Origin of the sequence: Streptomyces sp. NPDC056222 (assembly GCF_042264065.1) — a bacterium.
Lineage (GTDB): Bacteria > Actinomycetota > Actinomycetes > Streptomycetales > Streptomycetaceae > Streptomyces.
Genome location: NZ_JBHJTL010000003.1, coordinates 133,880 through 158,799, shown reverse-complemented (window position 1 = coordinate 158,799; position 24,920 = coordinate 133,880). Strand labels below are relative to the sequence as shown.

Here is a 24,920-nt window from a genome sequence, read left to right as displayed (position 1 = left end):
CCCGCCGAAGCCAGGCGCCCGGGCAGACGTCGCCCGCGCAGACGGGCCCGCGCCGACGGGGCAGCGCGGAAGGGCCGCGCCGACGGGCCCGGCCTACAGCGCCGTCAGGATCCTCGGGCCGTCGTCGGTGATCGCGACCGTGTGTTCGGCGTGGGCCGCGCGGGAGCCGTCCATGGTGTGGACCGTCCAGCCGTCCCGCGCCGTGTAGTGCTCGTCCCCGCCCCCGCCGATCAGCATCGGCTCGATGGCGAGGACCATCCCGTGGCGCAGCGGCATCCCGCGCCCCGGGCGTCCCTCGTTGGGGACGCCCGGGTCCTCGTGCATCGTGCGGCCGATCCCGTGACCGCCGAAGCCGTCCGGGATGCCGTAACCCGCGTCCCGGCAGACCCGGCCGATCGCGTGCGCGATGTCCCCGATGCGGTTGCCGACGACGGCCGCGCCGATGCCCGCCTCCAGGGCGGCGTACGCCGTGTCGATCAGCCGGGTGTCCGCGGGGCGGGCCCGGCCGACGGTGAAGCTGATGGCCGAGTCGCCCGCCCAGCCTCCGAGGAGCGCCCCGCAGTCGACGGAGACCAGGTCCCCGTCCGCGAGGCGTCGATCGCCCGGGATGCCGTGCACGATCGCGTCGTTCACGGAGACGCACACGACCGCGGGGAAGGGCACCGGGGCCCACTCGGGGTGGTAGTCCAGGAACGGCGAGCCGGCCCCGGCCGCCGCGAGGACCTCCCGGGCGGCCTGGTCCAACTCCCGCGGGCTCACGCCGGGCGCCGCCCTCTTCCGCGCGGCCGCCAGCGCCTCGGCCACCACCCGTCCGGCCTCGCGCATGGCGCGCACCGATTCATCCGTCTTGATCTCGACCATGCCAATTACTATACCGGTATTAGAATGGTCGCCATGGTGCGAACACCTCTGACCCCCGAAGAGCGCGAGCGCGGCGAGCGGCTCGGCGTTCTGCTGCGCGAGGCGCGCGGCGGCCGTTCCATGGTCGAGATCGCCGCGGCCGCCGGACTCTCCGCCGAGACGCTCCGCAAGATCGAGACCGGGCGGGCCCCGACCCCCGCCTTCTTCACCGTCGCCGCGCTCGCGGGAGTGCTGGGCCTCTCGATGGACGAGATCGTCACGCGCTGCGCGCTGGTGCCGGTCTGATCCTCGCGCCGGCCGCGTCCGCCGCCTCTCGACCCGTCTCAGACGGAGACGGCGAGCTGGACGCGGCTGTGGCGCAGCCGGTCGATCTCATCGATCAGCGCACGCGCAAAATCCGCGTGCGCGATCCGGCCCGGTCCGTCGATCACGGTGCCCACGGCCGTCCGGTAGCCGCCCGTCACCGTCGCCTCCGGGTTCAGGTCCAGCGGCGGGACCACCATCAGCCAGTCGAGTTCCGGCCCGGCCTCTGCGCCCAGCAGCTCGAACTCCGCCACATGCCCCTGCGAGAACGTGCGGAAGGCCGCCGGGAATTCGGGTCCGTCCATCACCCGTACGCCCGGCGCGGTCTCCAGGGTCGCCCCGATCCCCACCGTCAACAGCCGTCGTACGGCTGCCCGGTCGAGCCCGGTGACCAGGGCCCGAGCCGCCGCCGTGAAGTACTCCTCCGAGGGGATGTCGAGGCGCGCCGAGGCGTTCACCGCCGCGCCGTGGCCCGCCGCGAGGGCCGCCACCGACGCCGGATCGGTCACGTCCCCGCGTACCAGCCTGACCGAACCACCCTCCAGGTCGCCGTACTTCGCCGGGTCGCGAACCACTGCCGTCACCTGGTGCCCGCGGGCGACCGCCTCGTTCACGGCGGCCCTGCCGACGCGCCCGCCCGCCCCGAAGACGATGATGTTCTTGATGCCGTCGTTGTTCTTCGTGTCGTCGCTCATGACGGGACCGTAGAACGGTGGTACCTGGCTACTTCAACGGTACTGGGCTAGCTTCGGACGCATGATCGAGAGCGAGCCCCGTCCGCTGAGTCCCGAGATGTTCCACGACCCCGACTGCTCCGAGCGGGCGCAGCCCGTCCGGGTCGGCGGCAAGTGGACCGCCATGGTGCTGCGCTGCCTGGAGGACGGGCAGCCGCGGCGCTTCTCCGAGCTGCGCGTGCCGCTGCACTGGATCACGCCCAAGGTGCTCACGGAGACCCTCCGGGCCATGGAGCGCGACGGCTTCGTCACCCGGACCGTCCATGACGAGAACCCGCCCCGGGTCGAGTACGCGCTGACCGCTCTCGGCCGCTCGCTGCTGGAACCGCTGGACACGGCGTGTGCCTGGGCCCGTGCCCACGTGCCCGACATCACCGAGGCCAGGGCCGCGTACGAGGAGGGCCGGACCTCTGCGTAGGCTCGGTCGCATGATGTCGGAGGAGCTGCGGCGCGGCCGCTACGTCAGTCTCACCACCTTCCGGAAGAACGGGACGGGGGTGGCGACGCCGGTCTGGTACGCCGTGGAGGGCGACGAGCTCTACGCGTGGACGCGCAGTGACTCCTGGAAGGTCAAGCGGCTGAGGAACGACCCCCGCGTCGTGGTCGCCGTCTGCGACCTGCGCGGCAACGTTCCGGAAGGCGCCGTGCGGACCGAGGGCACCGCCCGGCTGCTGGAGGGGGAGGAGCTGCGCCACGTGCGCAAGCTGCTCTCCCGCAAGTACACCTGGCAGTACTGGCTCGTCGACTGGCCCGCCACCGTCGCGCGGCTCGGCAAGCGGCCGCACACCGGGATCGTCGTGCGTTTCTGACCCGATCGCGCGACAGCCGGGCCCTGGGCGAAAACAGTCTGTAGCCGTCCCGTAACACGACTGGGGTCGAATATCCGCGGACCGGAAGCTTCCAGTCGAGTGCGCGGGCGGTGCGGGCGGTATGACGGTGTATCAACTCCCGGCAGAGGTAAGTGCGTTCGCGCACCACCTGCGAGACATGGTGACCCGTCTGAGACCGGGCGAGGGCTGGTACGGAGTCTTCGCGAGCCGGGACCCGGAAGGGCTGCGCTCCTGCTTCGACGGTACGGAGATCCTGCCCTGGGACGTCGTCGAGTCCCTGCTCCACGACCTGGGCGAGGTGGACGCCGGTCCCGGGGTCGCCCGGGCGAGGGGATTGCACACGGCGGCCGCCGCCGCCCACGACCGGCTGCCCGGCGGTGCGGAGGCGCTGCGCGAACGACTCGCGCTGATGGAGACGGAACGGCAGTACGCCGAGAGCCGGTACCGCGACCTCGACGCCCGACTGCGCGCCGACCCCGCCTCCCCTGACGCACCCCTGCTGAGCGGCGACCTGGCCTGGGCCCAGGACGACCACGCCCGTGCCACGGCCCGCATCACCGAACTGACCGGGCGCCTGGCCCGATTGACGGGCGACGCGGACGCCGGGAGCGGACCGGCGTGGGCCGCCGGCCCGCCGCTCCGTACGCACCCCGAGCCCGCACCGGTCGCCCATGATCCTCAGCCTTCCCGGAAGCGCGCGGCCGCCAAGCGGCGCCCCCGGGGCGCCCGGTACGCGTGGATGGACGAGACCGAGGAGGCCCGGGAGGCCGTGCCCGTCCCCGAGCTGCCCGTGGCCGGGGCCGCTCCGCGCGGCGCCCGGTTCGGCGGGGCCGAGGCGCCCGCCGCCCCGGAGCCCCGTGCCACCCCGCCCGAGGTCGCCGAGGATGCGGCCCGCGCCGCAGGGAACGCGGTCTACGCCCTGCAGCGGCTGCGTGCCCAGGGGCGGGGCGGCGAGGCGCACGCGCTGCTCAGCGAGGCCGCCGCCGGGCCGCCCGCCTGGCTGCCCGCGCTCGCGGCGGAGCTCCACCGCGCCGGTCTCGACGCCGACTGGACCACCCTGCTCTGGGAGGCGGCCTCGCTGCCTCCCGGCCGGCTCACCGCCGTGGCGGGCGCGCTCGCCGACGCGGGCCGGGCCCAGGACTGCGACCAGTTGCTGCGCCAGGGCGTCGCCCGCCCCGTGGAGGAACTCGCCGGAGCCTGTGCCGCTCTGCGTGCCGAGGGCCGTCACCGCGAGGCGCACGCGCTGCTCGCCGCGTTCGTCACGGTCCGCACCCCCGAGGACGCCGCCCGGTTCGCCGCCGCCGATCCGCACGGCCTCGTACCGCAACTCCTGGAAGCCGCCCGCGCGGTGTCCCCGGCGCGCGAACGCGACCTGGTGCACGCGCTGCGCGTCGCGGGACTCGCCGGAGCCTGACGCCCCGGCGGCCCCGGAGGGCTGCCGGCACCGACAGCACCGGAAGCCCGGGAAGCGGCGGACGGCACCGGAAACCACGGAAAGGCGTCCACGACCGGCGCGTACCGCGGCCGCCGACGCGTACCGACACGTACCGTTGAGGAACGGGACGTGTCGGTGCGTGTCCGACGTGGACCACTCGGGTACGAATCATGATCGACTCCGGCGGTTCCCGGCGGTGGTCTTGCTCCGGGATGGGACGGGGCTTACGTTCTCCTCCTACGCACCGTGTCTACGTGCGTAGAGGCTCTCTGACGCCGCGCCGAAGGAGCAGCTCATGACCGACGTCGTACGCGCCGCACTCGTCCAGGCGACCTGGACCGGCGACACCGAATCCATGATCGCCAAGCACGAGGAACATGCCCGTGAGGCGGCCCGGCAGGGGGCCAAGGTCATCGGATTCCAGGAGGTGTTCAACGCCCCCTACTTCTGCCAGGTGCAGGAGCCCGAGCACTACCGCTGGGCCGAGCCCGTCCCGGACGGGCCGACCGTCACGCGGATGAAGGAGCTGGCCCGCGAGACCGGCATGGTGATCGTCGTCCCCGTCTTCGAGGTCGAGGACTCCGGCTTCTACTACAACACCGCCGCCGTCATCGACGCCGACGGCTCCTACCTCGGCAAGTACCGAAAGCACCACATCCCGCAGGTCAAGGGGTTCTGGGAGAAGTACTACTTCCGCCCGGGCAACGCCGGTTGGCCGGTGTTCGACACCGCCGTCGGGAAGGTCGGCGTCTACATCTGCTACGACCGCCACTTCCCCGAAGGGTGGCGCCAACTCGGCCTCAACGGAGCGCAGTTGGTGTACAACCCGTCCGCCACCTCGCGCGGCCTCTCCTCCTACCTCTGGCAGTTGGAGCAGCCGGCGGCCGCCGTCGCCAACGAGTACTTCGTCGCCGCTATCAACCGGGTCGGGCAGGAGGAGTACGGCGACAACGACTTCTACGGCACCAGCTACTTCGTCGACCCCCGCGGCCAGTTCGTCGGCGAGGTCGCCTCCGACAAGGCCGAGGAACTCGTCGTACGCGACCTCGATTTCCGCGTCATCGAGGAGGTCCGGCAGCAGTGGGCCTTCTACCGCGACCGCCGCCCCGACGCGTACGACGGGCTGGTGCAGCCGTGAACGACCTCTACGACCGCCACCGCGCCGTCATCCCCGACTGGGTCGCCCTCTACTACCAGGACCCCATCGAGATCACCCACGGTGAGGGCCGCCACGTCTGGGACGTCGAAGGGAACAGGTACCTCGACTTCTTCGGCGGCATCCTCACCACCATGACCGCGCACGCCCTGCCGGAGGTCACCAAGGCCGTCACCGAGCAGGCCGGCCGGATCATCCACTCCTCGACCCTCTACCTCAACCGGCCGATGGTCGAGCTCGCCGAGCGGATCGCCACCCTCTCCGGCATCCCCGACGCCCGGGTCTTCTTCACCACCTCGGGCACCGAGGCCAACGACACGGCCCTGCTGCTCGCCACCGCGTACCGCCGCTCCAGCCAGATCCTGGCGATGCGCAACAGCTACCACGGCCGCTCCTTCTCCACCGTCGGCATCACCGGAAACCGTGCGTGGTCCCCGACCGGTCTCTCCCCGCTCCAGACCCTGTACGTGCACGGCGGCGTCCGCAGCCGCGGCCCGTACGCGCAGTACAGCGACGAGCGGTTCGTCGAAGCCTGCGTCGCCGACCTCGAAGACCTCCTCGGCCACACCCGGGACGTCGCCGCGCTCATCGCCGAACCCATCCAGGGCGTCGGCGGCTTCACCTCCCCGCCCGACGGCCTCTACGCCGCCTTCCGCCGCGTCCTGGACCGGCACGGCATCCTGTGGATCTCCGACGAGGTGCAGACCGGCTGGGGGCGCACCGGCGACCACTTCTGGGGCTGGCAGGCGCACGACCAGGCGGGCCCGCCCGACATCCTCACCTTCGCCAAGGGCATCGCCAACGGCATGTCCGTCGGCGGAGTCGTCGCCCGCGCCGAGATCATGAACTGTCTCGACGCCAACTCCATCTCCACCTTCGGCGGTTCGCCGATCACCATGGCCGCGGGTCTCGCCAACCTCGGCCACCTCCTCGAACACGACCTGCAGGGCAACGCCCGGCGTGTCGGAGGGCTGCTGATCGAGCGGCTGAGGGCGGCCGGCGCGGGCGTCGAGGCGGTACGGGAGGTGCGCGGCCGTGGCCTGATGATCGGCATCGAACTGACCCGGCCCGGCACCGACGAGGCCGACCCCGCGGCGGCCACCGCCGTGCTGGAGGCCGCCCGCGAGAACGGACTGCTCATCGGCAAGGGCGGCGGCCACAACACCAGCTCCCTGCGGATCGCCCCGCCGCTCTCGCTCACCGTCGCCGAGGCCGAAGAGGGCGCGGCCATCCTCGAACAGGCCCTCCGAGTCCTCTAGTTCATCCCTACCGAGGGGGACAACCCGTGAGCACCCGCACCCTCATCCGCGGTGGCCTGGTCGTCACCGCCGCCGACGAGATCCACGCAGACGTCCTCATCGAGGACGGCAGGATCGCCGCGCTCGCCGCGCACGGCTCCGACGCGGCCGCCGGCTGGACCGCCGACCGCGTCATCGACGCCACCGACCGTTACGTCATCCCGGGCGGCGTCGACGCGCACACCCACATGGAGTTGCCGTTCGGCGGCACCTTCGCCGCCGACACCTTCGAGACCGGCACCCAGGCCGCCGCCTGGGGCGGCACCACCACCATCGTCGACTTCGCCGTGCAGAGCGTCGGGCACACCCTGCGCGAAGGACTCGACACCTGGTACGCCAAGGCCGACGGCAAGTGCGCCATCGACTACGGCTTCCACATGATCATGTCCGATGTGAACGAGACGACGCTCAAGGAGATGGACCGGCTCGTCCAGGAAGGCGTGAGCTCGTTCAAGCTGTTCATGGCGTATCCGGGTGTCTTCTACTCGGACGACGGCCAGATTCTGCGGGCGATGCAGCGGGCCGCCGCCGACGGTGGGCTGATCATGATGCACGCCGAGAACGGCATCGCGATCGACGTCCTGGTCGAACAGGCGCTGGCCCGCGGCGAGACCGATCCCCGCTACCACGGCGAGGTCCGCAAGGTCCTCCTGGAGGCCGAGGCGACCCACCGCGCCATCCAGCTCGCCCGGGTCGCCGGGGCGCCGCTGTACGTCGTCCACGTCTCCGCCGACGAGGCGGTACGGGAGTTGGCGGCGGCCCGGGACATGGGCCTGCCGGTCTTCGGCGAGACCTGCCCCCAGTACCTCTTCCTGTCCACGGACAACCTCGCCGAGCCCGACTTCGAGGGCGCCAAGTACGTCTGCTCGACGCCGCTGCGGCCGAAGGAGCACCAGGAGGCGCTCTGGCGCGGCCTGCGGACCAACGACCTCCAGGTCGTCTCCACCGACCACTGCCCGTTCTGCTTCACCGGCCAGAAGGATCTGGGGCGCGGGGACTTCTCGAAGATCCCCAACGGCCTGCCGGGCGTGGAGAACCGCATGGACCTGCTCCACCAGGCCGTCGTCGACGGGCACATCACCCGCCGGCGCTGGATCGAGATCGCCTGCGCGACCCCGGCGCGGATGTTCGGCCTCTACCCGCAGAAGGGCACGATCGCCCCGGGCGCCGACGCCGACGTGGTGATCTACGACCCGCACGCCGTCCAGACGCTGTCGGTGGAGACCCACCACATGAACGTCGACTACTCCGCGTACGAGGGGAAGACCGTCACCGGCCAGGTCGAGACCGTGCTCTCCCGCGGCGAACTCGTCATCGACCAGCGGAAGTTCACCGGCCGCGCCGGGCACGGCGTCTTCACCCCGCGATCCACCTGCCAGTACCTGAACTAGGAGAACGACGTGGACTTCGGACTCGTCCTGCAGACCGACCCGCCCGCATCGGCGGTCGTCGGCCTCATGCGCAGGGCGGAGCGCAACGGCTTCCGCTACGGCTGGACCTTCGACTCCGCCGTGCTCTGGCAGGAGCCCTTCGTCATCTACAGCCGCATCCTGGAGCACACCACCAAGCTGCATGTCGGTCCCATGGTCACCAACCCGGGCACCAGGACCTGGGAGGTGACCGCCTCCACCTTCGCCACCCTCAACGAGATGTACGGCAACCGGACCGTCTGCGGCATCGGCCGCGGCGACTCCGCGATGCGCGTCGCGGGCCGCAAGCCCAACACCCTCGCCCGGCTCGGGGAGGCCATCGACGTCATCCGCGACCTCGCCGAGGGCCGCGAGGCGCTCGTGGACGACAACCCGATCCGGATCCCCTGGGTACGGGACGGGAAACTGCCGGTCTGGATGGCCGCGTACGGCCCGAAGGCGCTCGCCCTCGCCGGCCAGAAGGCCGACGGCTTCATCCTTCAGCTCGCCGATCCGTTCCTCACCGAATGGATGGTCAAGGCGGTCCGCCAGGCCGCCACGGACGCCGGCCGCGACCCCGACGCGCTCACCATCTGCGTGGCCGCGCCCGCGTACGTGGGCGACGACCTGGCGCACGCCCGGGAGCAGTGCCGCTGGTTCGGCGGCATGGTCGGCAACCATGTAGCGGACCTGGTCGCCAAGTACGGCGAGCACTCCGGCATGGTCCCCGAGGAGCTCACCGCGTACATCAAGGACCGGCACGGCTACGACTACAGCCACCACGGCCGCTCCGGCAATCCGTCCACCGACTTCGTCCCCGACGAGATCGTCGACCGCTTCTGCCTCCTGGGCCCGGTCGAGGCCCACATCGAGAAGCTGCGGCGGCTGCGGGAGATGGGCGTGGACCAGTTCGCCGTGTACGCCATGCACGACGCGAAGGAGACGACCATCGACGCGTACGGCTCCGAGATCATCCCGGCGCTCGACGCCTGAGCGCCGGGGCGCCGTATGCGTGTGCCGTGGTGCTTGAGCGGTTCGGGTGACACACGAGAGGGCGGGGAAGGGCGTTCCGGTGATCGCTGTCCGGGAAGTGCAGACTGCTGCAAGCCCCGAGCCGAGCCCCTGGAGGTAGATCGTGCTGATCAGCCATGTCGTCGAGGACGGAGTCCTGAAGGTGCGGGTTCATCGGGACCTGGACATCACGAACCGTGCGGCGGCGGCCCTGCAGATCCAGGCCCTGGTCCACGCGCTCCGGCCCTCCCGTCTCACCGTCGAACTCCCCGTCGCCGACCCCTCGGCGGCGTCGCTCAGCGCCGTGGCCCGCACCCACCGCATGTGCCAGAGCGTCGGCATCCCCTGCGACGTGACCGGGCCGGGCACCGCGGTCACCGGCTCTCTGCCGGCCGGCGCGCCGCAACGGCTGGAGTTCGGCGCACGCGGGCATCGGTGAAAGTTCGGCGTGCGCGGACATCGGTGACCTCAGGCATCGGTCACCTCGCGAAGGGTGATCACCGGCCTGCGACCGCACGCGTCAGGCGCCGAGGGGGCCGATGGCCTCCCCGGTGCCTGACGTCGTGCGCACAGCCGGTCAGTCCTCGAGAGTGTCCTTGATCTTTTCCTTGGCTTGGCGGGCGTCTCCCTTGGCCTTCTCGGCGCGCCCCTTGGCGGTCATGCGCTCGTTGCCCACGGCCCGACCGACGGTCTCCTGGGTCTTGCCCTTCGCCTGCTCGGCCTTCGCTTTTGCTTTCTGCTCGCCCGACACAATGACCACTTCCGGTGGATAGGGAACTACGTACTCTTCCGCGACTGACCCGCACGGCCTCCCGCAAACGTCCTGTCGCGCGGCCATTGCCCTCGTCCGGCCCATAGGGCGGCCGGTGGCATCGCTGTTATCGTCAAAAACGCCCGCTGGACCCCCGCGCCCCGCCGAACCCCCCACGCGCCGCACGGCCTCGTTCCGTCCCCGAACGAAGGGTTCCGCCGCTCATGACCGCAACCACTCCCTCCGAAAGACCCGGAACACCCGCGCACTCCGACGATCGCGTCGAACTGCCGCCCGGCACGGCCCCCTCCGACCCCCGGTTCGTCAACGACGATCTCCTGCCCGTTCCCGTCGAGCGGCGCCGCTGGACCACGTACAACTTCGCCGCCCTCTGGGTCGGCATGGCTCACAACATCCCCTCGTGGCTGCTCGCCTCCGGACTCGTCGCCCTGGGCATGGACTGGAAGCAGGCCGTCCTCACCATCGCGTTGGCGAACGTGATCGTGCTTCTGCCGATGCTCCTGACCGGGCACGCGGGACCGAAGTACGGCATCCCCTTCCCCGTCCTCGCCCGCGCCTCCTTCGGGCTGCGCGGGGCCAACCTGCCCGCGCTCATCCGTGCCGGCGTCGCCTGCGCCTGGTTCGGCATCCAGACCTGGATCGGCGGGCAGGGGATCTTCATCCTGCTCGACAAGGTCTTCGGCGGCTGGTCCGATGCGGCACGGATCGGCGGCCAGCCGTGGACGCTCTGGCTCTGCTTCGTCCTCTTCTGGATCCTCGAACTCGCCATCATCTACCGGGGGATGGAGGCGCTGCGCCGCTTCGAGAATTGGGCCGCGCCGTTCGTCATCGTCGGCGCGCTCGTGCTGCTCGTCTGGATCGCCGCGAAGGCCGGCGGGCTCGGGCCGCTGCTCGACCAGCCCTCGAAGCTGGGCTGGGGAGCCGACTTCTGGACCGTCTTCTTCCCCTCGCTCATGGGGATGATCGCCTTCTGGTCGACCCTGTCCCTGAACATTCCCGACTTCACACGGTTCGGGGCCGGGCAGCGGGCGCAGATCTGGGGGCAGACCCTGGGGTTGCCGACGACCATGACGCTCTTCGCCCTGCTCTCCGTCCTCGTGACCTCCGGCTCGCAGGCGGTGTACGGCGCGCCCATCTGGGACCCGGTCGCGCTCGCCGCGAAGACGGACAACGTCTTCGGGCTGCTCTTCGCCCTGGTGACCGTGCTCGTCGCGACGATCTCGGTGAACATCGCGGCGAACGTCGTCTCGCCGGCGTACGACCTGGCCAACCTCGCGCCGAAGGTCGTCAACTTCCGTACGGGCGCGCTGATCACGGGTGTCGTGGGCGTTCTCATCATGCCCTGGAAGCTGACCGAGACGCCCGAGCTGTACATCTTCACCTGGCTCGGCCTGGTCGGCGGACTGCTCGGTACGGTGGCGGGCATCCTCATCGCCGACTACTGGATCCTCCGGCGGACCGTTCTCGACCTGGCCGGTCTCTACCGGCCGGACGGCCCGTACTGGTACGCGGGCGGCTGGAACCCCGCCGCCGTCCTCGCCTTCGCCGTCGGCGGCGTCCTGGCGATCGGCGGATCGCACTCCGCCCCGGGCAAGGGTCCCTTCCCCGAGGACGGACTCATCCCCTTCCTGAAACCGCTCGCCGACTACGGCTGGGCCGTGGGTCTCGCCGCCGCGCTGCTGCTCTACACGGCCCTCATGGCAGGGCGCCGGAAGAGTGATGACAGGGAAGTTACGCTCCAGTAGGGTTCCGGCAGCCGAAGAGACGAGGGGGCTGCCGTGACCACGGTCGACTACATCGGACTGGCGGAACAGGCGCGGCGGTTGGGGGACGGAACGGTCACCTCGACCGCCGTCGTCCAGGCCGCGCTCGACCGGATCGAGGCCACGCAGCCCACCCTCAACGCGTTCCGCTGCACCCGGCCGGAGGCCGCCCTCGCCGAGGCGGCGGAGGCCGACCGCAGGCTCGCCGCGGGGGAGAGGCTGCCGCTGCTCGGCGTGCCGATCGCCGTCAAGGACGACACCGACGTCGCCGGACTGCCCACCCGCTTCGGCTGCGCCGGGGACATCCCCGACGCGGCCGAGGACGGCGAGGCCGTGCGGCGGCTGCGAGCCGCCGGGGCGGTGATCGTCGGCAAGACCAACGCCTGCGAACTGGGACAGTGGCCGTTCACCGAAGGCCCCGCCTTCGGCGCCACCCGCAACCCCTGGAACACCGGCCACACCCCCGGGGGATCGTCCGGGGGGTCGGCGGCGGCCGTCGCCGCCGGCATCATCCCCGCCGCGCTCGGCTCCGACGGCGCCGGCTCCATCCGGATTCCGGCCGCCTGGACCCATCTCGTCGGCATCAAGCCACAGCGCGGCCGGGTCTCGGTCCATCCGTACGACGACTGCTTCCAGGGTCTGACCGTCAACGGCCCGCTCGCCCGGACCGTCCGCGACGCCGCACTGCTCCTCGACGCGGTCGCCGGGCCGCACACGGGGGACCGCTTCCGGCCGACCGCCGTCGACGCGTCGGCCGCCGCGCGCCGGGAGCCCGGACGGCTGCGCATCGCGCTCGCCTGGCGGGCGCCCTTCACCGCCACGTACAACCCCCTCGACGCAGGGATACGCCGGGCCGTCGCCGACCTCGCCGAGGCGCTCGCCGGGCTCGGCCACACCGTGGAGGAGGCGCGTCCGCGCTACGGCCAGATCGGGCTGAGCTTCCTGCCCCGCGCCACCGCCGGAATCGCCGAGTACGCCGACCGGCACCCCGAGCCCGCGCTGCTCGACCCGCGCACCCGCAGCGCCGCCCGCACCGGGCATCGCCTCGGCGGCCGCCTCCTGCGCGCCGCCCGCGCCCGCGAGGCCCGTCAACACCGGAGGATCGGCGCACTCTTCGACACGTACGACGTCCTCCTCACCCCGACGACGGCGGCGCCCCCGCCCCGGATCGGCACCTTCGACACGATGCCGGCCTGGCGCACCGACCTGACGATGGCGTCGGTCTGCCCCTACGCCTGGCCGTGGAACGTCCTCGGCTGGCCCGGCGTGAACGTCCCCGCCGGCTTCACGCCCGCCGGCCTCCCGGTCGGCGCGCAGTTGCTCGGTCCGGCGGGCAGCGAACCGCTGCTGATCTCACTCGCGGCCCAACTGGAGGACGACCAGAAGTGGTTCGCCCACCGCCCGCCGGAGGCTGTCCGGTCGGGTGAGGCGTCTTCATTCAAGTGAACCGGCCGGCGCCGGTCCCCGGTCGGGAGACGGCACGTCCGCTACGGCACGCGCGCCGTCCACTCCCGTGTGCCGAACTTGGTCGCGGCCAGCTCCTTCGCCCGGGCCATCTCCTCCTCCGTCACCCGGCCGTCCGACAGGCCGTACCGGTCACGGAAGGAGCCGATCATCCGCTCGATCACCGCCTCGCGCGGCAGGCCCGTCTGACGGCGCAGCGGGTCCACCCGCTTCTTCGCGCTCTTCGTCCCCTTGTCGGAGAGCTTCTCGCGGCCGATGCGCAGCACGTCCGTCATCTTGTCGGCGTCGATGTCGTACGCCATCGTCACGTGGTGCAGGACCGCGCCCTCGCCCGCCACCATCCGCTTCTGCGCCGCACCCGCGATCTTCCCGGTGTCCGTGGCGATGTCGTTCAGCGGCTGGTACCAGGCCTTGACCCCCATGTCGCCGAGGGCGCCCAGCACCCAGTCGTCGAGGTAGGCGTAGCTGTCGGTGAAGGACAGTCCCTGGACCAGGGCGTCGGGCACCGACAGCGAGTACGTGATGGTGTTGCCCGGTTCGATGAACATCGCGCCACCGCCACTGATCCGGCGCACCACCTCGAAGCCGTGCCGCTCGGCCGCCTCCGGGTCCACCTCGTTGCGCAGCGACTGGAAGCTTCCGATGACGACCGCCGGCGCGCCCCACTCCCAGACCCGCAGGGTCGGCGGACGGCGGCCCGCCGCGACCTCGGCGGTGAGGACCTCGTCCAGGGCCATGTGCAGGGCGGGGGACTGCGGCGGCTCGTGGACGAGCTGCCAGTCGTAGTCGGTCCAGTCCGTCGCGTGCGCGAGGGCCCGGCGGACCGCGACCCCGATGCCCTCCGTGGTCAGGCCGTACATCTCCGTGCCGGGCGGCAGCGCCGCGTCGATCCGGGCCGCGAGCCCCGACGCGTCGGTGTCGATCGGGGCGCCGTCGAGGGCACGGTCGATGGCGAGAATCGCCTCGTCCGGCTCCAGGAAGAAGTCGCCCGCGACCCGGACGTCCGCGAGGACGCCGTCCCGTGTCTCGAGGTCGACGACCACCAGCTTGCCGCCGGGAACCTTGTACTCGCCGTGCACGGACCCTCCCTCTCCCCGATTCCCCGTAAGGGGTGAACCGGTCCAAAGCGTACTCCGCGGGGAAACGGAGGGTTAAGGAGCGGACAGCCGACATGTCAGACCGACGTGCTTAGCTGGACGCATGATCGATGACTTCCTTGACCACATCCTCGCCGGTGGTACGACCGAAGTGGAGGAGGCGGTCCGCAAGGCGGCCGCGGCCGAGATCACGCCGCGCTTCCGCCAGCTCGCCGCGCACGAGATCGTCGAGAAGAACGGACCGCACGACCTGGTGACGGTCGCCGACCGGGCCGCGGAGGAGCATCTGACCGCGTCCCTGACGGCGCTGCTGCCCGGCTCCGTGGTCGTCGGCGAGGAGGCCGTCCACGCCGACCCCGCGGTCTACGAGGCGCTGCAGGGAGACGCCCCGGTCTGGATCGTCGACCCTGTCGACGGCACGCGCCAATTCGTGCGCGGAGAGCCCGGCTTCTGCAGCCTCGTGGCGCTCGCCCGGCGCGGCGAGCTGCTCGCCTCCTGGACGTTCGCCCCCGTCCTGGACGAGATGGCGGTCGCCGTGCGCGGACGCGGGGCCACGCTCAACGGAGAGCCGATACGGTCCGGCTCACCGGCGCCCGGGGCGGATCTGAAGGTCGCCACCTCCCACCCCGACTACACCACCGAGGACCAGAAGCGAGCCCTGCTCGGCCTGGACACGGAGGGCGTCCACCCGCGCCCCTGCGGCTCGGCCGGACTGGAGTACCTGGACGTGGCCCGGGGCATCCTCGACGGGACCGCTTTCAGTTGGGAGTACGCCTGGGACCACGCCGCCGGACTGCTCCTGGTGACCGAGGCGGGCGGCGCCCACACGACCATCGCCGGCGAGCCGTTCCACATCACCGGAGGCAACGCGCTGCCGTTCACCGCGGCACGCGATGCGGCCACCGCAGACCGGATCCGGACACTGCTCCGGGGGCAGTGAGGTCCGAAGGGGCCCAGGAATATCCTGGGAGCCTTGGCCATCGGCTGACGAAGGAGTCCCAAGGTGCCGTCGATGCTCGATGCCGTCGTCGTGGGGGCGGGGCCCAACGGACTGACCGCCGCGGTGGAGCTGGCCCGACGAGGCTTCTCCGTCGCCGTGTTCGAGGCCCGGTCGACCGTCGGCGGGGGTGCCAGGACCGCGGAGCTGACGCTCCCCGGCTTCCTGCACGACCCCTGTTCCGCCGTGCACCCGCTGGGATTCGGCTCACCCGTCTTCAAGACGATGCCGCTGGACCGGTACGGCCTCGAGTGGCTGCACCCCCGACTGCCCATGGCGCACCCCTGGGACGACGGCACCGCCGCCGTGCTCTCCCGGTCCGTCGCCGAGACCGCCGCCTCCTTCGGGCCGCGTGACGCCGGCACGTACCGCAGGCTCGTCGCCCCGTACCTCGGCAAGTGGGACACCCTGGCACGGGACTTCATGTCCCTGCCGCTCACCGCGCTGCCCCGGGACCCGGTCACGCTCGCCCGGTTCGGCCTCGACGGCATGCGGCCCTCGACCTGGACCCTGCGCCGTTTCCAGGACGAGAAGGCACGGGCCCTGTTCGCCGGGCTCGTCGGTCATGTCATCGCCCCGCTGGGCGGGTTCGCCACCACGGCGGTCGGTCTCGTCTTCGCGCTCGCCGCGCACGAGGGCGGCTGGCCGATGCCGCGCGGCGGTTCCCAGTCGATCTCGGACGCCCTCACCGCGTATCTGAAGGATCTGGGGGGCGCCGTCCACACCGACTACGAGGTCAAGCGGCTCGACGACCTGCCGCCGGCCCGCGCGTACATCTTCGACACCTCGCCCACCGCCCTGGCGCGCATCGCCGGCTTCGGCAGCCACTACGACCACTACCGGTACGGCGCGAGCGTCTTCAAGATCGACTACGCGCTGGACGGCCCCGTGCCGTGGACGGCGGAAGCGCCCCGGCAGGCGGGCACCGTCCAGATCGGGCCCACCAGCGGCGAGATCGGCACCGCACTGAACCAGGCGTCCTCCGGCACGGCCCCCCGCACGCCCTTCCTCATCACCGCCCAGCCCAGCCTCGTCGACCCCGGCCGGGCCCCCGAGGGCAAGCAGTCCTTCTGGACGTACGGCCATGTGCCGAACGGCTGGGAGGGCGATCTCACCGATGCCGTGGAGCGCCAGATCGAGCGCTTCGCCCCCGGCTTCCGCGACCTGGTCCTGGCCCGCGCCACCGCCGGACCGCCCGAAATGGCCGCCGGCAACGCCAACTACGTGGGCGGCGACATCGCCTGCGGCGCGGCCCGCGGGCTCCAACTGCTGCTGCGCCCCAAGCTGTCGCTGCGTCCGTACGCCACCCCGCACCCGGCGGTCTTCCTCTGCTCCGCCGCGACGCCGCCGGGCCCGGGCGTGCACGGCATGTCCGGCCACAACGCGGCCAAGGCGGTCTGGCGCCGACTGCGCGCGACGCGGAACTGACGACTGCACGGCGGCCGGCATCCGTCCGGGCCTCGGAGTCCGCCCGAGCCGCCGGAGCTCGTCCGAGTCGTACGCAATTCCGAAGCGCCGGTGCGAGGACGGCGCGATGATGGCTTCATGAGCACGCAGCCGTCCCTCGTCCTCGACTCCGGCGACATCACGGACCAGCACGTCGACGCCATCGTCAACGCCGCGAACTCCTCCCTCCTCGGCGGAGGCGGCGTCGACGGCGCGATCCACCGCCGTGGCGGCCCGGCCGTCCTGGACGCCTGCCGCGCGCTCCGAGCGGGCCACTACGGCCGGGGCCTCGCCACCGGCCGAGCCGTCGCCACGACGGCGGGACGGCTCGACGCCCAGTGGGTGATCCACACCGTCGGTCCCGTCTGGTCCCGGGACGAGGACCGGTCGGAGTTGCTGGCCTCGTGCTACCGGGAGTCTCTCCGGGTGGCCGACGAGCTGGGCGCCCGTACCGTCGCCTTCCCGGCCATCTCCACCGGGATCTACGGCTGGCCGATGGACGACGGCGCCCGCATCGCCGTCGAGACCGTGCGGAGCACGGAGACCGCCGTCGAGGAGGTCAGGTTCGTCCTCTTCGACGAGGAGGCGTATCGGGCCTTCGCCGCGAGGGTCCGCGCCGCGTAGCCCGTGCGGCGGGGGAACTCGGAAGGGGCGGCAGCCGTTTCCAGGGGGACGTGCGGAACGCGCGCGGACGAACGGCTAGCCGAGGTGGCACGCATGGCGATGTGGGACCGGATCAAGGACCAGGCCAAGGGGCTTCAGCAGCAGGCGCAGGGAGCACGGGGCGCCGGTGGCCACGGACAGCCGGGTGCGGGGTCGGGCGCGGGGGCGCGCGGAGGATCGAAGGCCCAGCTCGTCGGCGTGCTCAAGACCCAGCTCGCCTCCCTCAAGACGGAGCTCAAGAGCGGCGCCTACCGGGACGCGAGCATGGCCATGTGCGCGCTGGTCGCGGCCGCCGACGGGTCGGTCGATCCGGTGGAGCGGCAGCATGTGGAGTCGCTCATCCTGCAGAACGACGTCCTGCGGAACTTCCCGCCGGACCAGCTGCGGCAGCGGTTCAACAAGCACGTCGACCAGTTGACGTACAACTTCCAGCAGGGCAGGACGGAGGCCCTGCAGGAGATCGCCAAGGCGGCGAAGAAGCCCGTGGAGGCCAAGGCGGTCGTGCAGACCGGCTTCGTCGTCGCCGGCGCGGACGGCTACATCGCCCCCGCCGAGGAGCAGGTCCTCCGTGAGGCGTGTGCGGCACTCGGCGTCTCCCCGCAGGAGTTCGGCCTCTGATGCGGTCGGCCGGACCGGTCGTCCCGGCGCCGTCGGTCGGCGCGGCGACCCCCACCGGTCGGCCCCCGGTCGGTGACGGCCGTCGGGCAGGTGCGGCCGCCGGGTGGGATTCAGCCCCGGCGGATTCCGTCCGGAGCCGTGGGTCGCGGATAGATCCTGGACTGCTTCACGCTGCCGAAGGCGAAGCTGGACTCGATGGACGCGATACCGGGGATGGCGTGGATCCGGTTGCGCACCAGGGCTTCGTACGCCTCCAGGCTCTCGATCACGACCCTGAGCAGGTAGTCGCTGCTGCCTGCCATCAGATAGCAGTCCTGGATGTGCTCGATGAGGCCGACATGCTCCTCGAACACGTTGACGGCCTCGGCGGTGTGGCGTTCCAGCCGGATCCGTACGAAGACGGTGATCGGCAGACCGAACGCGACCTGGTCCACCATGGCCGTGTAGCCGCGGATCAGGCCCGCCTCCTCCAGACGGCGCACGCGGCGCAGACACGGCGACGGGGACAGCCTGATCCGGTCGGCGAGATCCTGGTTGGACAGCCGGCCGTCCTGCTGCAACTCGTGGATGATCTGCAGGTCCACCGCGTCCAATGCCGCTCCTTCATCATTTCTTGGCAGATTCTGCCCCCACGCTAGGTCTGGAGGGCAGAACTGGCAATCGGCTGCCTCGCCGAAAGCTCTACCGTTGCTTGTGGCAGTGGTGCGAGCGGGAGGACTTTCGGTGGGCGGGATACGAACGATGGGGGCACCGCCCGTGGAGTCGACGCCTGGCGTCGGCCGGAGCGGGTCGCTCTCCCCGCAGACCGTCGGGTATCTCGCCCTGCTGCTCACCGTGACGATCTGGGCCGCGTTCGCCCTCAGCGCCCGTGCGCTGAGCGCCTCCACGCTGCTGCCCGCCGACGCGGCGCTGCTGCGCTTCGGTGTGCCCCTCGTGGTCCTCGCGCCCGCCCTGTGGCGGCGCAGGCGCCGGCTGGCCGCGGTGCGGCTCGGCCCCGCGGTCAAGATCATCTGTGGTGCGGGGGTCCCGTTCTTCCTCGCCGCCATGTACGGCGGTTCGCTGACCTCGGCCGCGTTCGTCGGGGCGATCGTCCCGGGCATGGTCCCGCTGTTCGTCTCCGCCCTCATGGTCGCGGGCGGGAAGAGCGTCCCGCGCGGCACCCAGTCGGCCGGTCTCGCGCTGATCGTGGCAGGCGTCGTGGCGCTGGTCTGGCGCCATACGGCAGCGCTGGACGCGGACGCGCTGCTCGGCGTGGGAACGCTGCTCGTCGCCAGCGGTCTGTGGGCCCTCTACACCGTGGGTCTGCGTGAGGTGGACCTCGACCCCGTCGGGTCCATCGGGCTGCTCTGCCTGCCCTCCTTCGCCGTCATCGCGCTGCTGACTCTGACCGGGATCCTGCCCACCGGCCTCGCCCGGGCGGCCGGTGGCGACATCGCGCTGTTCCTCGTCGTCCAGGGTCTGGGCGTCGGCCTGTGCGCCGGGCTGCTGTACGCGTTCGCCATCCGCCGGCTGGGACCGGAGCGCAGCTCGGTCGTCGGCAGCCTCAGCCCGGTCGCCGTCGTCCTGCTGGCCATCCCTCTCCTCGACGAGTCGCCGACCCTGTCCGTCATGGTCGGCGTGCCCCTCATCACCCTCGGCGTCGCGCTCGCCAACCGGCGCCCCCGATCCAAGGTCTCCGCCCATGCTTGAGCTGCTGCCCGCCCCGCCTGTGGACCCGCTGTGGGACCTCGCCGCCGAGTTCGCCGCCGATCCGCGACCCGAGCGCCTGAACCTCGTACTCGGCGTCTACCGCGACCACACCGGGGTCACCCCCGTCATGGCTGCGGTCAGGGAGGCCGAGATACGCCTGGCGGAACGCTCCGCCTCCAAGGAGTACCGCGGGCTCTCGGGCAACATCGCCTTCAACCGCGCCATGCTGTCCATGGTCCTCGGCACCGAGGCGCTGACCGCGCGGGCGACGGCCGTCCAGACCGTGGCGGGCACCGGAGCCCTGCGTCTGCTCGCCGATCTCGTGAGCCGGACGCGCCCCGGCACCACGGTGTGGATCAGCGACCCCGCCTACGTCAATCACCGCCCCATCCTGGAAGGCGCCGGCCTCCGGGTCCGGACGTACGGCAGGCTCGACTCCACCGGACTGCCGGACACCGCGGCCGTGCTCGACGATCTGAGCGCGGCCCGCCGGGACGACGTCGTCCTGCTCCAGGGCTGCTGCCACAACCCCACCGGGGTCGACCCCTCCTTCGCCATGTGGGAGGAGCTGGCCGCACTCGCCGCGGCCAACGGCTGGGTCCCCTTCGTCGACCTCGCGTACCACGGGCTCGGCGACGGCCTCGCCGCCGACCTGCGGGCCACCCGGATGCTGGCCGAGCGGCTGCCCGAGGTGCTGATCGCCGTCAGCTGCTCCAAGAACTTCGGCCTGTACAGCGACCGCACCGGGTGTGCCATGGTCGTGGGTTCGTCGGGCAAGGCGCTGACGCACGTGGAGACGGCACTCCAGAACGCCGCGCGCACCCTGTACTCCATGCCGCCCGAGCACGGCGCCGCCGTCGTCGCCACCGTCCTGGAGGACGAGCGGCTGCGGACCGAGTGGCTCGCGGAACTCGACGTGATGCGGCACCGCATCACGGCCAACCGCGCCGACCTCGTCGCCCATCTCCGCGCCCTCGGCCAGGACGAGCAGGCGACGTCACTCGCGCGGCAGAAGGGCATGTTCTCGATGCTGCCGCTCACGCCCGACCGGATGGGCGTGCTGCGCGAGCGGTTCGGCATCTACGGCACGACCACGGGCCGCATCAACATCGCGGGCGTCTCCGCGCACCGGATCCCGTACCTGGCGCAGGGCATCGCCGCCGTCCTGGAGACGCCCCACGCCATGTCGTCCGTCTGACCGTCACGCCTCCGGGGGAGCGGGGCGGCACAGCAGCGCGGCCGGGGAGGTCCGGGCGCCGAACCGGGTGGTGAAGGCGATGCCCGCGGCGTACTCGGTGGGCAGACACTGGCCCTTGTAGTGGCCGCTCGCGTACTCCCCACCGGGCGTGCCCGCCGGGCGGTTGTCGCCCCGGTCGAACCACACCGTGCGGCCGCCGCTCGCCGCGAGCGCCGTACGGGCCGGAGCGCACAGGGCGGCGGAGACCCGCTCGCCGCGCAGGCTGTAGCCGATCAGGAACTGACCGGCCGGGCACTGGAACTTGGTGTACCCGCCGGCCCAGTCCCCGCCCGGCGGGACGTGCGACTCGTCGCGGACGACGGTGTGCCCGCCGGTGGCGGCGCGCAGGGCGGAACTCGCGCACAGACCGCGCCCGCCGGTGTGGCTCAGCCCGGCCAGCCGGGAGCCGTCGGGGCAGACGGCCTTCCGGGCGCCGCTGTCCCAGTCCCCGCCCGCCCGCACCCGCAGCGAGGCGTTGTGGTCACGGTGGTCGGTCGTCAGCTGATACCAGGCGGGTGTGACGGGTACGGCTCCGGTGCGGCCGGGCGCGTCGGTCAGCCCGGTCCACAGCGGGGTCCGCCAGTCGCCCGCGTCCAGGACCCCGGTCCGTCGGCCCTCGGAGTCGTACCGCAGCAGCGCCCAGCTGTCCCCTCCGCCGCTCCAGCCGACGAGCGGCCAGTACGCGTAGTCCACGTCGGCGTCGGTGAGCAGCTCGGTCAGGTTGCGGAACCAGTCACGCGGGCGGCTGTTCGTCTCGTCGGCTCCGATGCCGAACTCGCTGATCCACACCGGGGCGGTGAAGTGCTTGCCGGTCTCGGCGGAGACGTAGAGCGCCTGGTCGTGGACGACCTGGCGGAGCTGCTCGCGGCCGAGGTCCTGGTAGCGCAGGTCGCTGGTCTCGCCGATGCCCGTGGCGCCGCTGTGGTTCGGGCCGGTGTAGCCGTAGAAGTGGGCCGAGTAGACGAGCTTGCCCGAGGCCACCAGGGTGTGCGAGAGGGTACGGACCGGGGCGAGGGTGGGGCGGCCGTGCGGGAAGCCGTCCACCGGAATGCCCTGCCAGTTGATGCCCTCGACGACGATGAGCAGGTTCGGGTTGGCCTCGGCCAGGATGCGGTCGCCGGCCTCCTGCGCCGCGGCGTGCCAGTCGTGGTTGTCGCCCAGGCCCCAGTTGGGGTCGTCCCAGATGTCGCGGCGGACCTCGTTGTACAGGTCGGCGCCGACCACGCGCGGGTCGGCGCGGTAGCGCTTCGCCATGAAGACCCAGTCGTCGGCCCACCGGGCGGTGGACTGCCCGCTGCTGTTCCAGCGTTCGTTTCCGTCCACCGCACAGCACCAGCGGGTCGTCACGGTGTGGTTGTTGAGGATGACGGCGAACCCGTCGGCGGTGAGGGCGGCGACGACGGCGTCGAAGACCTGCAGCGGAGTCCTGCCACGCAGGGCCGGGTTGGCCGCCACGGCGCTGTCCGGCACGGGAGCCGTCGCGCGCAGCATCTCGTTGGAGAAGGGGAGCCGGATGCTGTTCAGTCCGAGGGCGCGGAAGTCGGCGAGGAGCGTGGGGAGAGGGGTGCGGTCCAGGCCGAGCGGGATGCCGTGGGAGGGCTGCCCGGCATGGTGGTTGGCCGGGTCGGAGATGTCGCCCGAGCCGTTCCAGGACCCTTGGGCGCCGTCCCAGTTGCCGGACCGCAGCCGGAAACGGTTGCCATGGGCATCGACCACATGGCGTCCCCGGGTGGACAGCGGCGGGGTCCAGGAGGCGGCCTCGGACGTGCGGGCGGTGGCGTCCGCCCCGTCCGACGCGGCCGTCGCCGACCGGAGAGGACCGGCCTGCGCCGCGGCACCCGGCACGGTCGGCACAAGCAGCGCGCCCACCAGGAGGACGCCTCGGACCACACGTAACACGCTCTGCATCTCGTACCTGCCATGACGGTCGGGGAGTGGGCGCGCGCCAAGTTACCGGCGGGTCGCCGGGAGGGGAACCCACACTGTACGGAGCGGTGCCACAGCGCCCCGTTCCGACGGCTCGGCTAGGGTGATGGGGAAGGAAGGCACCCCCCGGGGTTAGGTCGAAGTGTTGGACACTTTTCAGTCGCCGAGCGAGACGCCGGAACGGCCACCGGCGGCCATCGGATACGCGGGTGTACTGCGCGAACTACTGCCGATCGCCCTGTGGAGGGAGGACTCGGACGGGTGCGTCGTGGAGTGGTCGCTGGCCGCCCAGGACCTGCTCGGCCACCGTCCCGAGGATGTCCTCGGCCGCCCCGCCTCACCCATTCTGGTCCCCGACGCCAACCGGGAACTCGCCGATCAGCTGACCCGCCGTGTCCAGGCCGGCGAGACCGTCGTCGGCACCCTGCCCGTACGCCACCGTGACGGTCACCAGATCACGATGGAGATGTGGATCGTCCCCGAGGTCGACCCCCAGGGGCGGCCCGGCGCGATGCTCATCGCCGTGGAGACCTCCGAGGTCCTGCGGATGCGGGACTCGCTCGCCGCCCTCCAGAGCCTCTTCACCCAGTCGCCCATCGGCCTCGCCACCCTCGGTCCCGACCTGCGGTTCCTCCGGGTCAACGACGCCCTCGCGCGGATGAACGGGGCCTCGGCCGAAGAGCATCTCGGCAAGCGGCTGACCGAGGTGGTGCCCGGTGTCAACGCCGTCGCGCTGGAAGCCACCATGCGGCAGGTCCTCGAACGCGGCGAGGCCGTCGTCGATGTGCGCCGCACCGGCCGCACCTCGGCCGACCCCGACCACGACCGGACCTGGTCCTGCTCCTACGCCCCGCTCCTCGACGGCTCGGGCCGGCGGCTCGGCCTGATCGCCTCCCTCATCGACATCACCGAGGGGCAGCGCGCGCTCGTCGAGGCCGAACGGGCCCGGCACCGCTTCGCCCTGCTCGCGGAGGCCGGCACCCGGATCGGCACCACCCTCGACCTGAGCCAGACCGCAGAGGAGATCGTCCAGGTCCTCGTACCGCAGCTCGCCGACTCGGCCGATGTGCAGCTGCTCGAGAGCGTCATCGAACCCGACGAGGCGGGCGCCTCCAGCCATGGCCTGCTGCGCCGCCTCGCGGCCGTCTTTCCCGACCCGACCGCGCCCACCGCCCTGCTCGTCCCGGGACAGACCTTCCAGATCCCGCTCGGCACCGTGTACGAGCAGGTCATCACCGACGCCCGGCCGATGAACCTCTACCACTCCGACCTCCCGGCGCTCTTCCCCGACCCCCGCACCGACCCCCTCAAGGCCTACTTCCAGGCCAACATCGGCTCCGCGCGCATCGTCCCGCTCGTCGCCCGCGGCAAGGTGCTCGGCGCCGTCAGCATGACCCGCCTCAAAGAGCGCGAACCCTTCGACGAGCAGGACTGCGTCCTCGTCGACGAACTCGTCGCCCGCGCGGCCCTGAACATCGACAACGCCCGGATGTACACCACCCAGCGCGAGGCCGCCCTCACACTGCAACGCAGCCTCACCAACAGTGCCCTGCCCAAGGTCGAAGGCCTGGAGCTCACCGGCCGCTACCTCCCCGCGAGCGACCACGACGTGGGCGGCGACTGGTTCGACGTCATCGCCCTGCCCGAGGGCCGGACGGGTCTCGTCATCGGCGACGTCATGGGGCACGGCATCCACGCCGCGGCCGTGATGGGCCAGCTCCGTACGGCCGTACGCACCCTCGCCCGGCACGGGGTGCCGCCCGCCCAACTGCTCCGCTCCCTCGACGCGGCCGTCGCCGACCTGGGCGAGGACGAGATGGCGACCTGTGTCTACGCCGTCCACGACCCGGCCACCGGCGGGGTCGTCATCGCCCGGGCCGGACACCCCCCACCGGCCGTGGCCACCGCGGACGGCGCGATCACCTTTCTGGAGGGCCCGCCCGGCACCCCGCTCGGCACCGGCGGCCAGGACTTCCGGACCGAGGAGCTGCGGCTCCCGCCGGGCAGCCTGCTGGTGCTGTACACCGACGGCCTCATCGAGGCCAGGGACCGGGACCTCGACCAGGGCATGGACCAGCTCGCCCAGGCGCTGCTGCACATCGAACAGCCGCTCAGCCAGCTCTGCGACGACATCCTCGCGCAACTGCTGCCCTGCGCACCGCCGGACGACGTCGCCGTACTCCTGGCCCGCACGCCCCTGCGGTGACGGCC

At 71.9% G+C, this 24,920-nt stretch carries 24 protein-coding genes; 18 read left to right on the top strand and 6 right to left on the bottom strand.

Annotation, left to right across the window (positions count from 1 at the left end; all coding sequences use genetic code 11):
* Positions 1-93 precede the first annotated feature (93 nt).
* Positions 94-867 (bottom strand): type I methionyl aminopeptidase, encoded by a 774-nt coding sequence (gene map / locus ACFC0D_RS02880; RefSeq protein WP_376430718.1) that lies wholly within the window; start codon positions 865-867, stop codon positions 94-96.
* Positions 868-894: 27 nt separating this feature from the next.
* Between map and ACFC0D_RS02875 the strand changes: the two genes are divergently transcribed.
* Entirely contained in the window at positions 895-1,146 is a 252-nt protein-coding gene (locus ACFC0D_RS02875; protein ID WP_362358844.1) for a helix-turn-helix transcriptional regulator, read from the top strand.
* A 38-nt stretch (positions 1,147-1,184) separates the two neighbouring features.
* Here ACFC0D_RS02875 and ACFC0D_RS02870 read toward each other — a convergent pair whose 3' ends face one another.
* The gene (locus ACFC0D_RS02870) at positions 1,185-1,859 is read right to left on the bottom strand and encodes an NAD(P)-dependent oxidoreductase (RefSeq protein WP_376430675.1); all 675 of its coding nucleotides are present in this window, start codon (positions 1,857-1,859) and stop codon (positions 1,185-1,187) included.
* Between the two features lie 61 nt (positions 1,860-1,920).
* Here ACFC0D_RS02870 and ACFC0D_RS02865 point away from each other — a divergent pair, with 61 nt between their 5' ends.
* The 8 genes from ACFC0D_RS02865 (at position 1,921) to ACFC0D_RS02830 (ending at position 9,476) form a co-directional block, all read left to right on the top strand.
* Positions 1,921-2,316, top strand: coding sequence for a winged helix-turn-helix transcriptional regulator (locus ACFC0D_RS02865; protein ID WP_376430674.1), 396 nt, complete (start codon positions 1,921-1,923; stop codon positions 2,314-2,316).
* 10 nt (positions 2,317-2,326) lie between these two features.
* Entirely contained in the window at positions 2,327-2,707 is a 381-nt protein-coding gene (locus ACFC0D_RS02860) for a PPOX class F420-dependent oxidoreductase (protein WP_376430673.1), read from the top strand.
* Between the two features lie 178 nt (positions 2,708-2,885).
* Positions 2,886-4,142: a UL36 very large tegument protein gene (locus tag ACFC0D_RS02855; RefSeq protein WP_376430672.1), complete on the top strand. Its 1,257-nt coding sequence runs from the start codon at positions 2,886-2,888 to the stop codon at positions 4,140-4,142.
* 316 nt (positions 4,143-4,458) lie between these two features.
* Complete coding sequence (locus tag ACFC0D_RS02850; protein ID WP_376430671.1) at positions 4,459-5,301, top strand: nitrilase-related carbon-nitrogen hydrolase; 843 nt, start codon at positions 4,459-4,461, stop codon at positions 5,299-5,301.
* Entirely contained in the window at positions 5,298-6,578 is a 1,281-nt protein-coding gene (locus tag ACFC0D_RS02845; RefSeq protein ID WP_376430670.1) for an aspartate aminotransferase family protein, read from the top strand. The genes ACFC0D_RS02850 and ACFC0D_RS02845 overlap by 4 nt, the downstream gene beginning before the upstream one ends.
* Before the next feature lie 26 nt (positions 6,579-6,604).
* Positions 6,605-8,008 carry a dihydropyrimidinase gene (gene hydA / locus ACFC0D_RS02840; protein WP_376430669.1) on the top strand — a complete coding sequence of 468 codons (1,404 nt, stop codon included), beginning with the start codon at positions 6,605-6,607 and terminating at the stop codon, positions 8,006-8,008.
* A 9-nt stretch (positions 8,009-8,017) separates the two neighbouring features.
* On the top strand, positions 8,018-9,019 hold the full coding sequence (locus tag ACFC0D_RS02835; protein ID WP_376430668.1) for a TIGR03842 family LLM class F420-dependent oxidoreductase: 1,002 nt from the start codon (positions 8,018-8,020) through the stop codon (positions 9,017-9,019).
* 142 nt (positions 9,020-9,161) lie between these two features.
* Positions 9,162-9,476 carry a hypothetical protein gene (locus tag ACFC0D_RS02830; RefSeq protein WP_376430667.1) on the top strand — a complete coding sequence of 105 codons (315 nt, stop codon included), beginning with the start codon at positions 9,162-9,164 and terminating at the stop codon, positions 9,474-9,476.
* Between the two features lie 138 nt (positions 9,477-9,614).
* Here ACFC0D_RS02830 and ACFC0D_RS02825 read toward each other — a convergent pair whose 3' ends face one another.
* Positions 9,615-9,788, bottom strand: coding sequence for a CsbD family protein (locus ACFC0D_RS02825; protein ID WP_376430717.1), 174 nt, complete (start codon positions 9,786-9,788; stop codon positions 9,615-9,617).
* A 224-nt stretch (positions 9,789-10,012) separates the two neighbouring features.
* Between ACFC0D_RS02825 and ACFC0D_RS02820 the strand changes: the two genes are divergently transcribed.
* Positions 10,013-11,554: an NCS1 family nucleobase:cation symporter-1 gene (locus tag ACFC0D_RS02820; protein WP_376430666.1), complete on the top strand. Its 1,542-nt coding sequence runs from the start codon at positions 10,013-10,015 to the stop codon at positions 11,552-11,554.
* Between the two features lie 33 nt (positions 11,555-11,587).
* Positions 11,588-13,018 carry an amidase gene (locus tag ACFC0D_RS02815; RefSeq protein WP_376430665.1) on the top strand — a complete coding sequence of 477 codons (1,431 nt, stop codon included), beginning with the start codon at positions 11,588-11,590 and terminating at the stop codon, positions 13,016-13,018.
* A gap of 41 nt (positions 13,019-13,059) precedes the next feature.
* On the opposite strand, the gene ACFC0D_RS02810 is transcribed toward ACFC0D_RS02815, so the two are convergent.
* Entirely contained in the window at positions 13,060-14,115 is a 1,056-nt protein-coding gene (locus ACFC0D_RS02810) for a biotin/lipoate A/B protein ligase family protein (RefSeq protein ID WP_376430664.1), read from the bottom strand.
* A 121-nt stretch (positions 14,116-14,236) separates the two neighbouring features.
* Here ACFC0D_RS02810 and ACFC0D_RS02805 point away from each other — a divergent pair, with 121 nt between their 5' ends.
* The 4 genes from ACFC0D_RS02805 to ACFC0D_RS02790 all read left to right on the top strand — a co-directional run bounded on the left by ACFC0D_RS02805 (position 14,237) and on the right by ACFC0D_RS02790 (position 17,857).
* The gene (locus ACFC0D_RS02805; RefSeq protein WP_376430663.1) at positions 14,237-15,073 is read left to right on the top strand and encodes an inositol monophosphatase family protein; all 837 of its coding nucleotides are present in this window, start codon (positions 14,237-14,239) and stop codon (positions 15,071-15,073) included.
* A 63-nt stretch (positions 15,074-15,136) separates the two neighbouring features.
* On the top strand, positions 15,137-16,558 hold the full coding sequence (locus tag ACFC0D_RS02800; protein WP_376430662.1) for a phytoene desaturase family protein: 1,422 nt from the start codon (positions 15,137-15,139) through the stop codon (positions 16,556-16,558).
* Positions 16,559-16,675: 117 nt separating this feature from the next.
* Positions 16,676-17,200, top strand: coding sequence for an O-acetyl-ADP-ribose deacetylase (locus tag ACFC0D_RS02795; RefSeq protein WP_376430661.1), 525 nt, complete (start codon positions 16,676-16,678; stop codon positions 17,198-17,200).
* A gap of 93 nt (positions 17,201-17,293) precedes the next feature.
* On the top strand, positions 17,294-17,857 hold the full coding sequence (locus ACFC0D_RS02790; protein WP_376430660.1) for a tellurite resistance TerB family protein: 564 nt from the start codon (positions 17,294-17,296) through the stop codon (positions 17,855-17,857).
* A gap of 110 nt (positions 17,858-17,967) precedes the next feature.
* Here ACFC0D_RS02790 and ACFC0D_RS02785 read toward each other — a convergent pair whose 3' ends face one another.
* Positions 17,968-18,441, bottom strand: a complete 474-nt coding sequence (locus tag ACFC0D_RS02785; protein ID WP_376430716.1) for an Lrp/AsnC family transcriptional regulator — start codon at positions 18,439-18,441, stop codon at positions 17,968-17,970.
* Positions 18,442-18,613: 172 nt separating this feature from the next.
* On the opposite strand from ACFC0D_RS02785, the gene ACFC0D_RS02780 reads away from it, so the two are divergent.
* Both ACFC0D_RS02780 and ACFC0D_RS02775 read left to right on the top strand, forming a co-directional pair.
* Positions 18,614-19,546 (top strand): DMT family transporter, encoded by a 933-nt coding sequence (locus ACFC0D_RS02780; RefSeq protein ID WP_376430659.1) that lies wholly within the window; start codon positions 18,614-18,616, stop codon positions 19,544-19,546.
* Positions 19,539-20,744 (top strand): aromatic amino acid transaminase, encoded by a 1,206-nt coding sequence (locus ACFC0D_RS02775; protein ID WP_376430658.1) that lies wholly within the window; start codon positions 19,539-19,541, stop codon positions 20,742-20,744. The genes ACFC0D_RS02780 and ACFC0D_RS02775 overlap by 8 nt, the downstream gene beginning before the upstream one ends.
* Positions 20,745-20,747: 3 nt before the next feature.
* On the opposite strand, the gene ACFC0D_RS02770 is transcribed toward ACFC0D_RS02775, so the two are convergent.
* The gene (locus ACFC0D_RS02770) at positions 20,748-22,691 is read right to left on the bottom strand and encodes a cellulase family glycosylhydrolase (protein ID WP_376430657.1); all 1,944 of its coding nucleotides are present in this window, start codon (positions 22,689-22,691) and stop codon (positions 20,748-20,750) included.
* Positions 22,692-22,854: 163 nt separating this feature from the next.
* Between ACFC0D_RS02770 and ACFC0D_RS02765 the strand changes: the two genes are divergently transcribed.
* A complete protein-coding gene (locus ACFC0D_RS02765; protein ID WP_376430656.1) occupies positions 22,855-24,915 on the top strand; it encodes a SpoIIE family protein phosphatase in 2,061 nt (686 codons plus the stop codon).
* The last annotated feature ends 5 nt before the right edge of the window (positions 24,916-24,920 follow it).

What these genes read in the sequence shown, in the direction of transcription:
- ACFC0D_RS02850 (WP_376430671.1), top strand. Translation starts at nt 4,459, where the DNA reads ATGACCGACGTCGTACGCGCCGCACTCGTCCAGGCGACCTGGACCGGC.
- ACFC0D_RS02860 (WP_376430673.1), top strand. Translation starts at nt 2,327, where the DNA reads ATGATGTCGGAGGAGCTGCGGCGCGGCCGCTACGTCAGTCTCACCACC.
- ACFC0D_RS02855 (WP_376430672.1), top strand. Translation starts at nt 2,886, where the DNA reads ATGGTGACCCGTCTGAGACCGGGCGAGGGCTGGTACGGAGTCTTCGCG.
- ACFC0D_RS02820 (WP_376430666.1), top strand. Translation starts at nt 10,013, where the DNA reads ATGACCGCAACCACTCCCTCCGAAAGACCCGGAACACCCGCGCACTCC.
- ACFC0D_RS02805 (WP_376430663.1), top strand. Translation starts at nt 14,237, where the DNA reads ATGATCGATGACTTCCTTGACCACATCCTCGCCGGTGGTACGACCGAA.
- ACFC0D_RS02775 (WP_376430658.1), top strand. Translation starts at nt 19,539, where the DNA reads ATGCTTGAGCTGCTGCCCGCCCCGCCTGTGGACCCGCTGTGGGACCTC.
- ACFC0D_RS02790 (WP_376430660.1), top strand. Translation starts at nt 17,294, where the DNA reads ATGGCGATGTGGGACCGGATCAAGGACCAGGCCAAGGGGCTTCAGCAG.
- ACFC0D_RS02870 (WP_376430675.1), bottom strand. Translation starts at nt 1,859, where the DNA reads ATGAGCGACGACACGAAGAACAACGACGGCATCAAGAACATCATCGTC.
- ACFC0D_RS02875 (WP_362358844.1), top strand. Translation starts at nt 895, where the DNA reads ATGGTGCGAACACCTCTGACCCCCGAAGAGCGCGAGCGCGGCGAGCGG.
- ACFC0D_RS02865 (WP_376430674.1), top strand. Translation starts at nt 1,921, where the DNA reads ATGATCGAGAGCGAGCCCCGTCCGCTGAGTCCCGAGATGTTCCACGAC.
- ACFC0D_RS02770 (WP_376430657.1), bottom strand. Translation starts at nt 22,691, where the DNA reads ATGCAGAGCGTGTTACGTGTGGTCCGAGGCGTCCTCCTGGTGGGCGCG.
- ACFC0D_RS02795 (WP_376430661.1), top strand. Translation starts at nt 16,676, where the DNA reads ATGAGCACGCAGCCGTCCCTCGTCCTCGACTCCGGCGACATCACGGAC.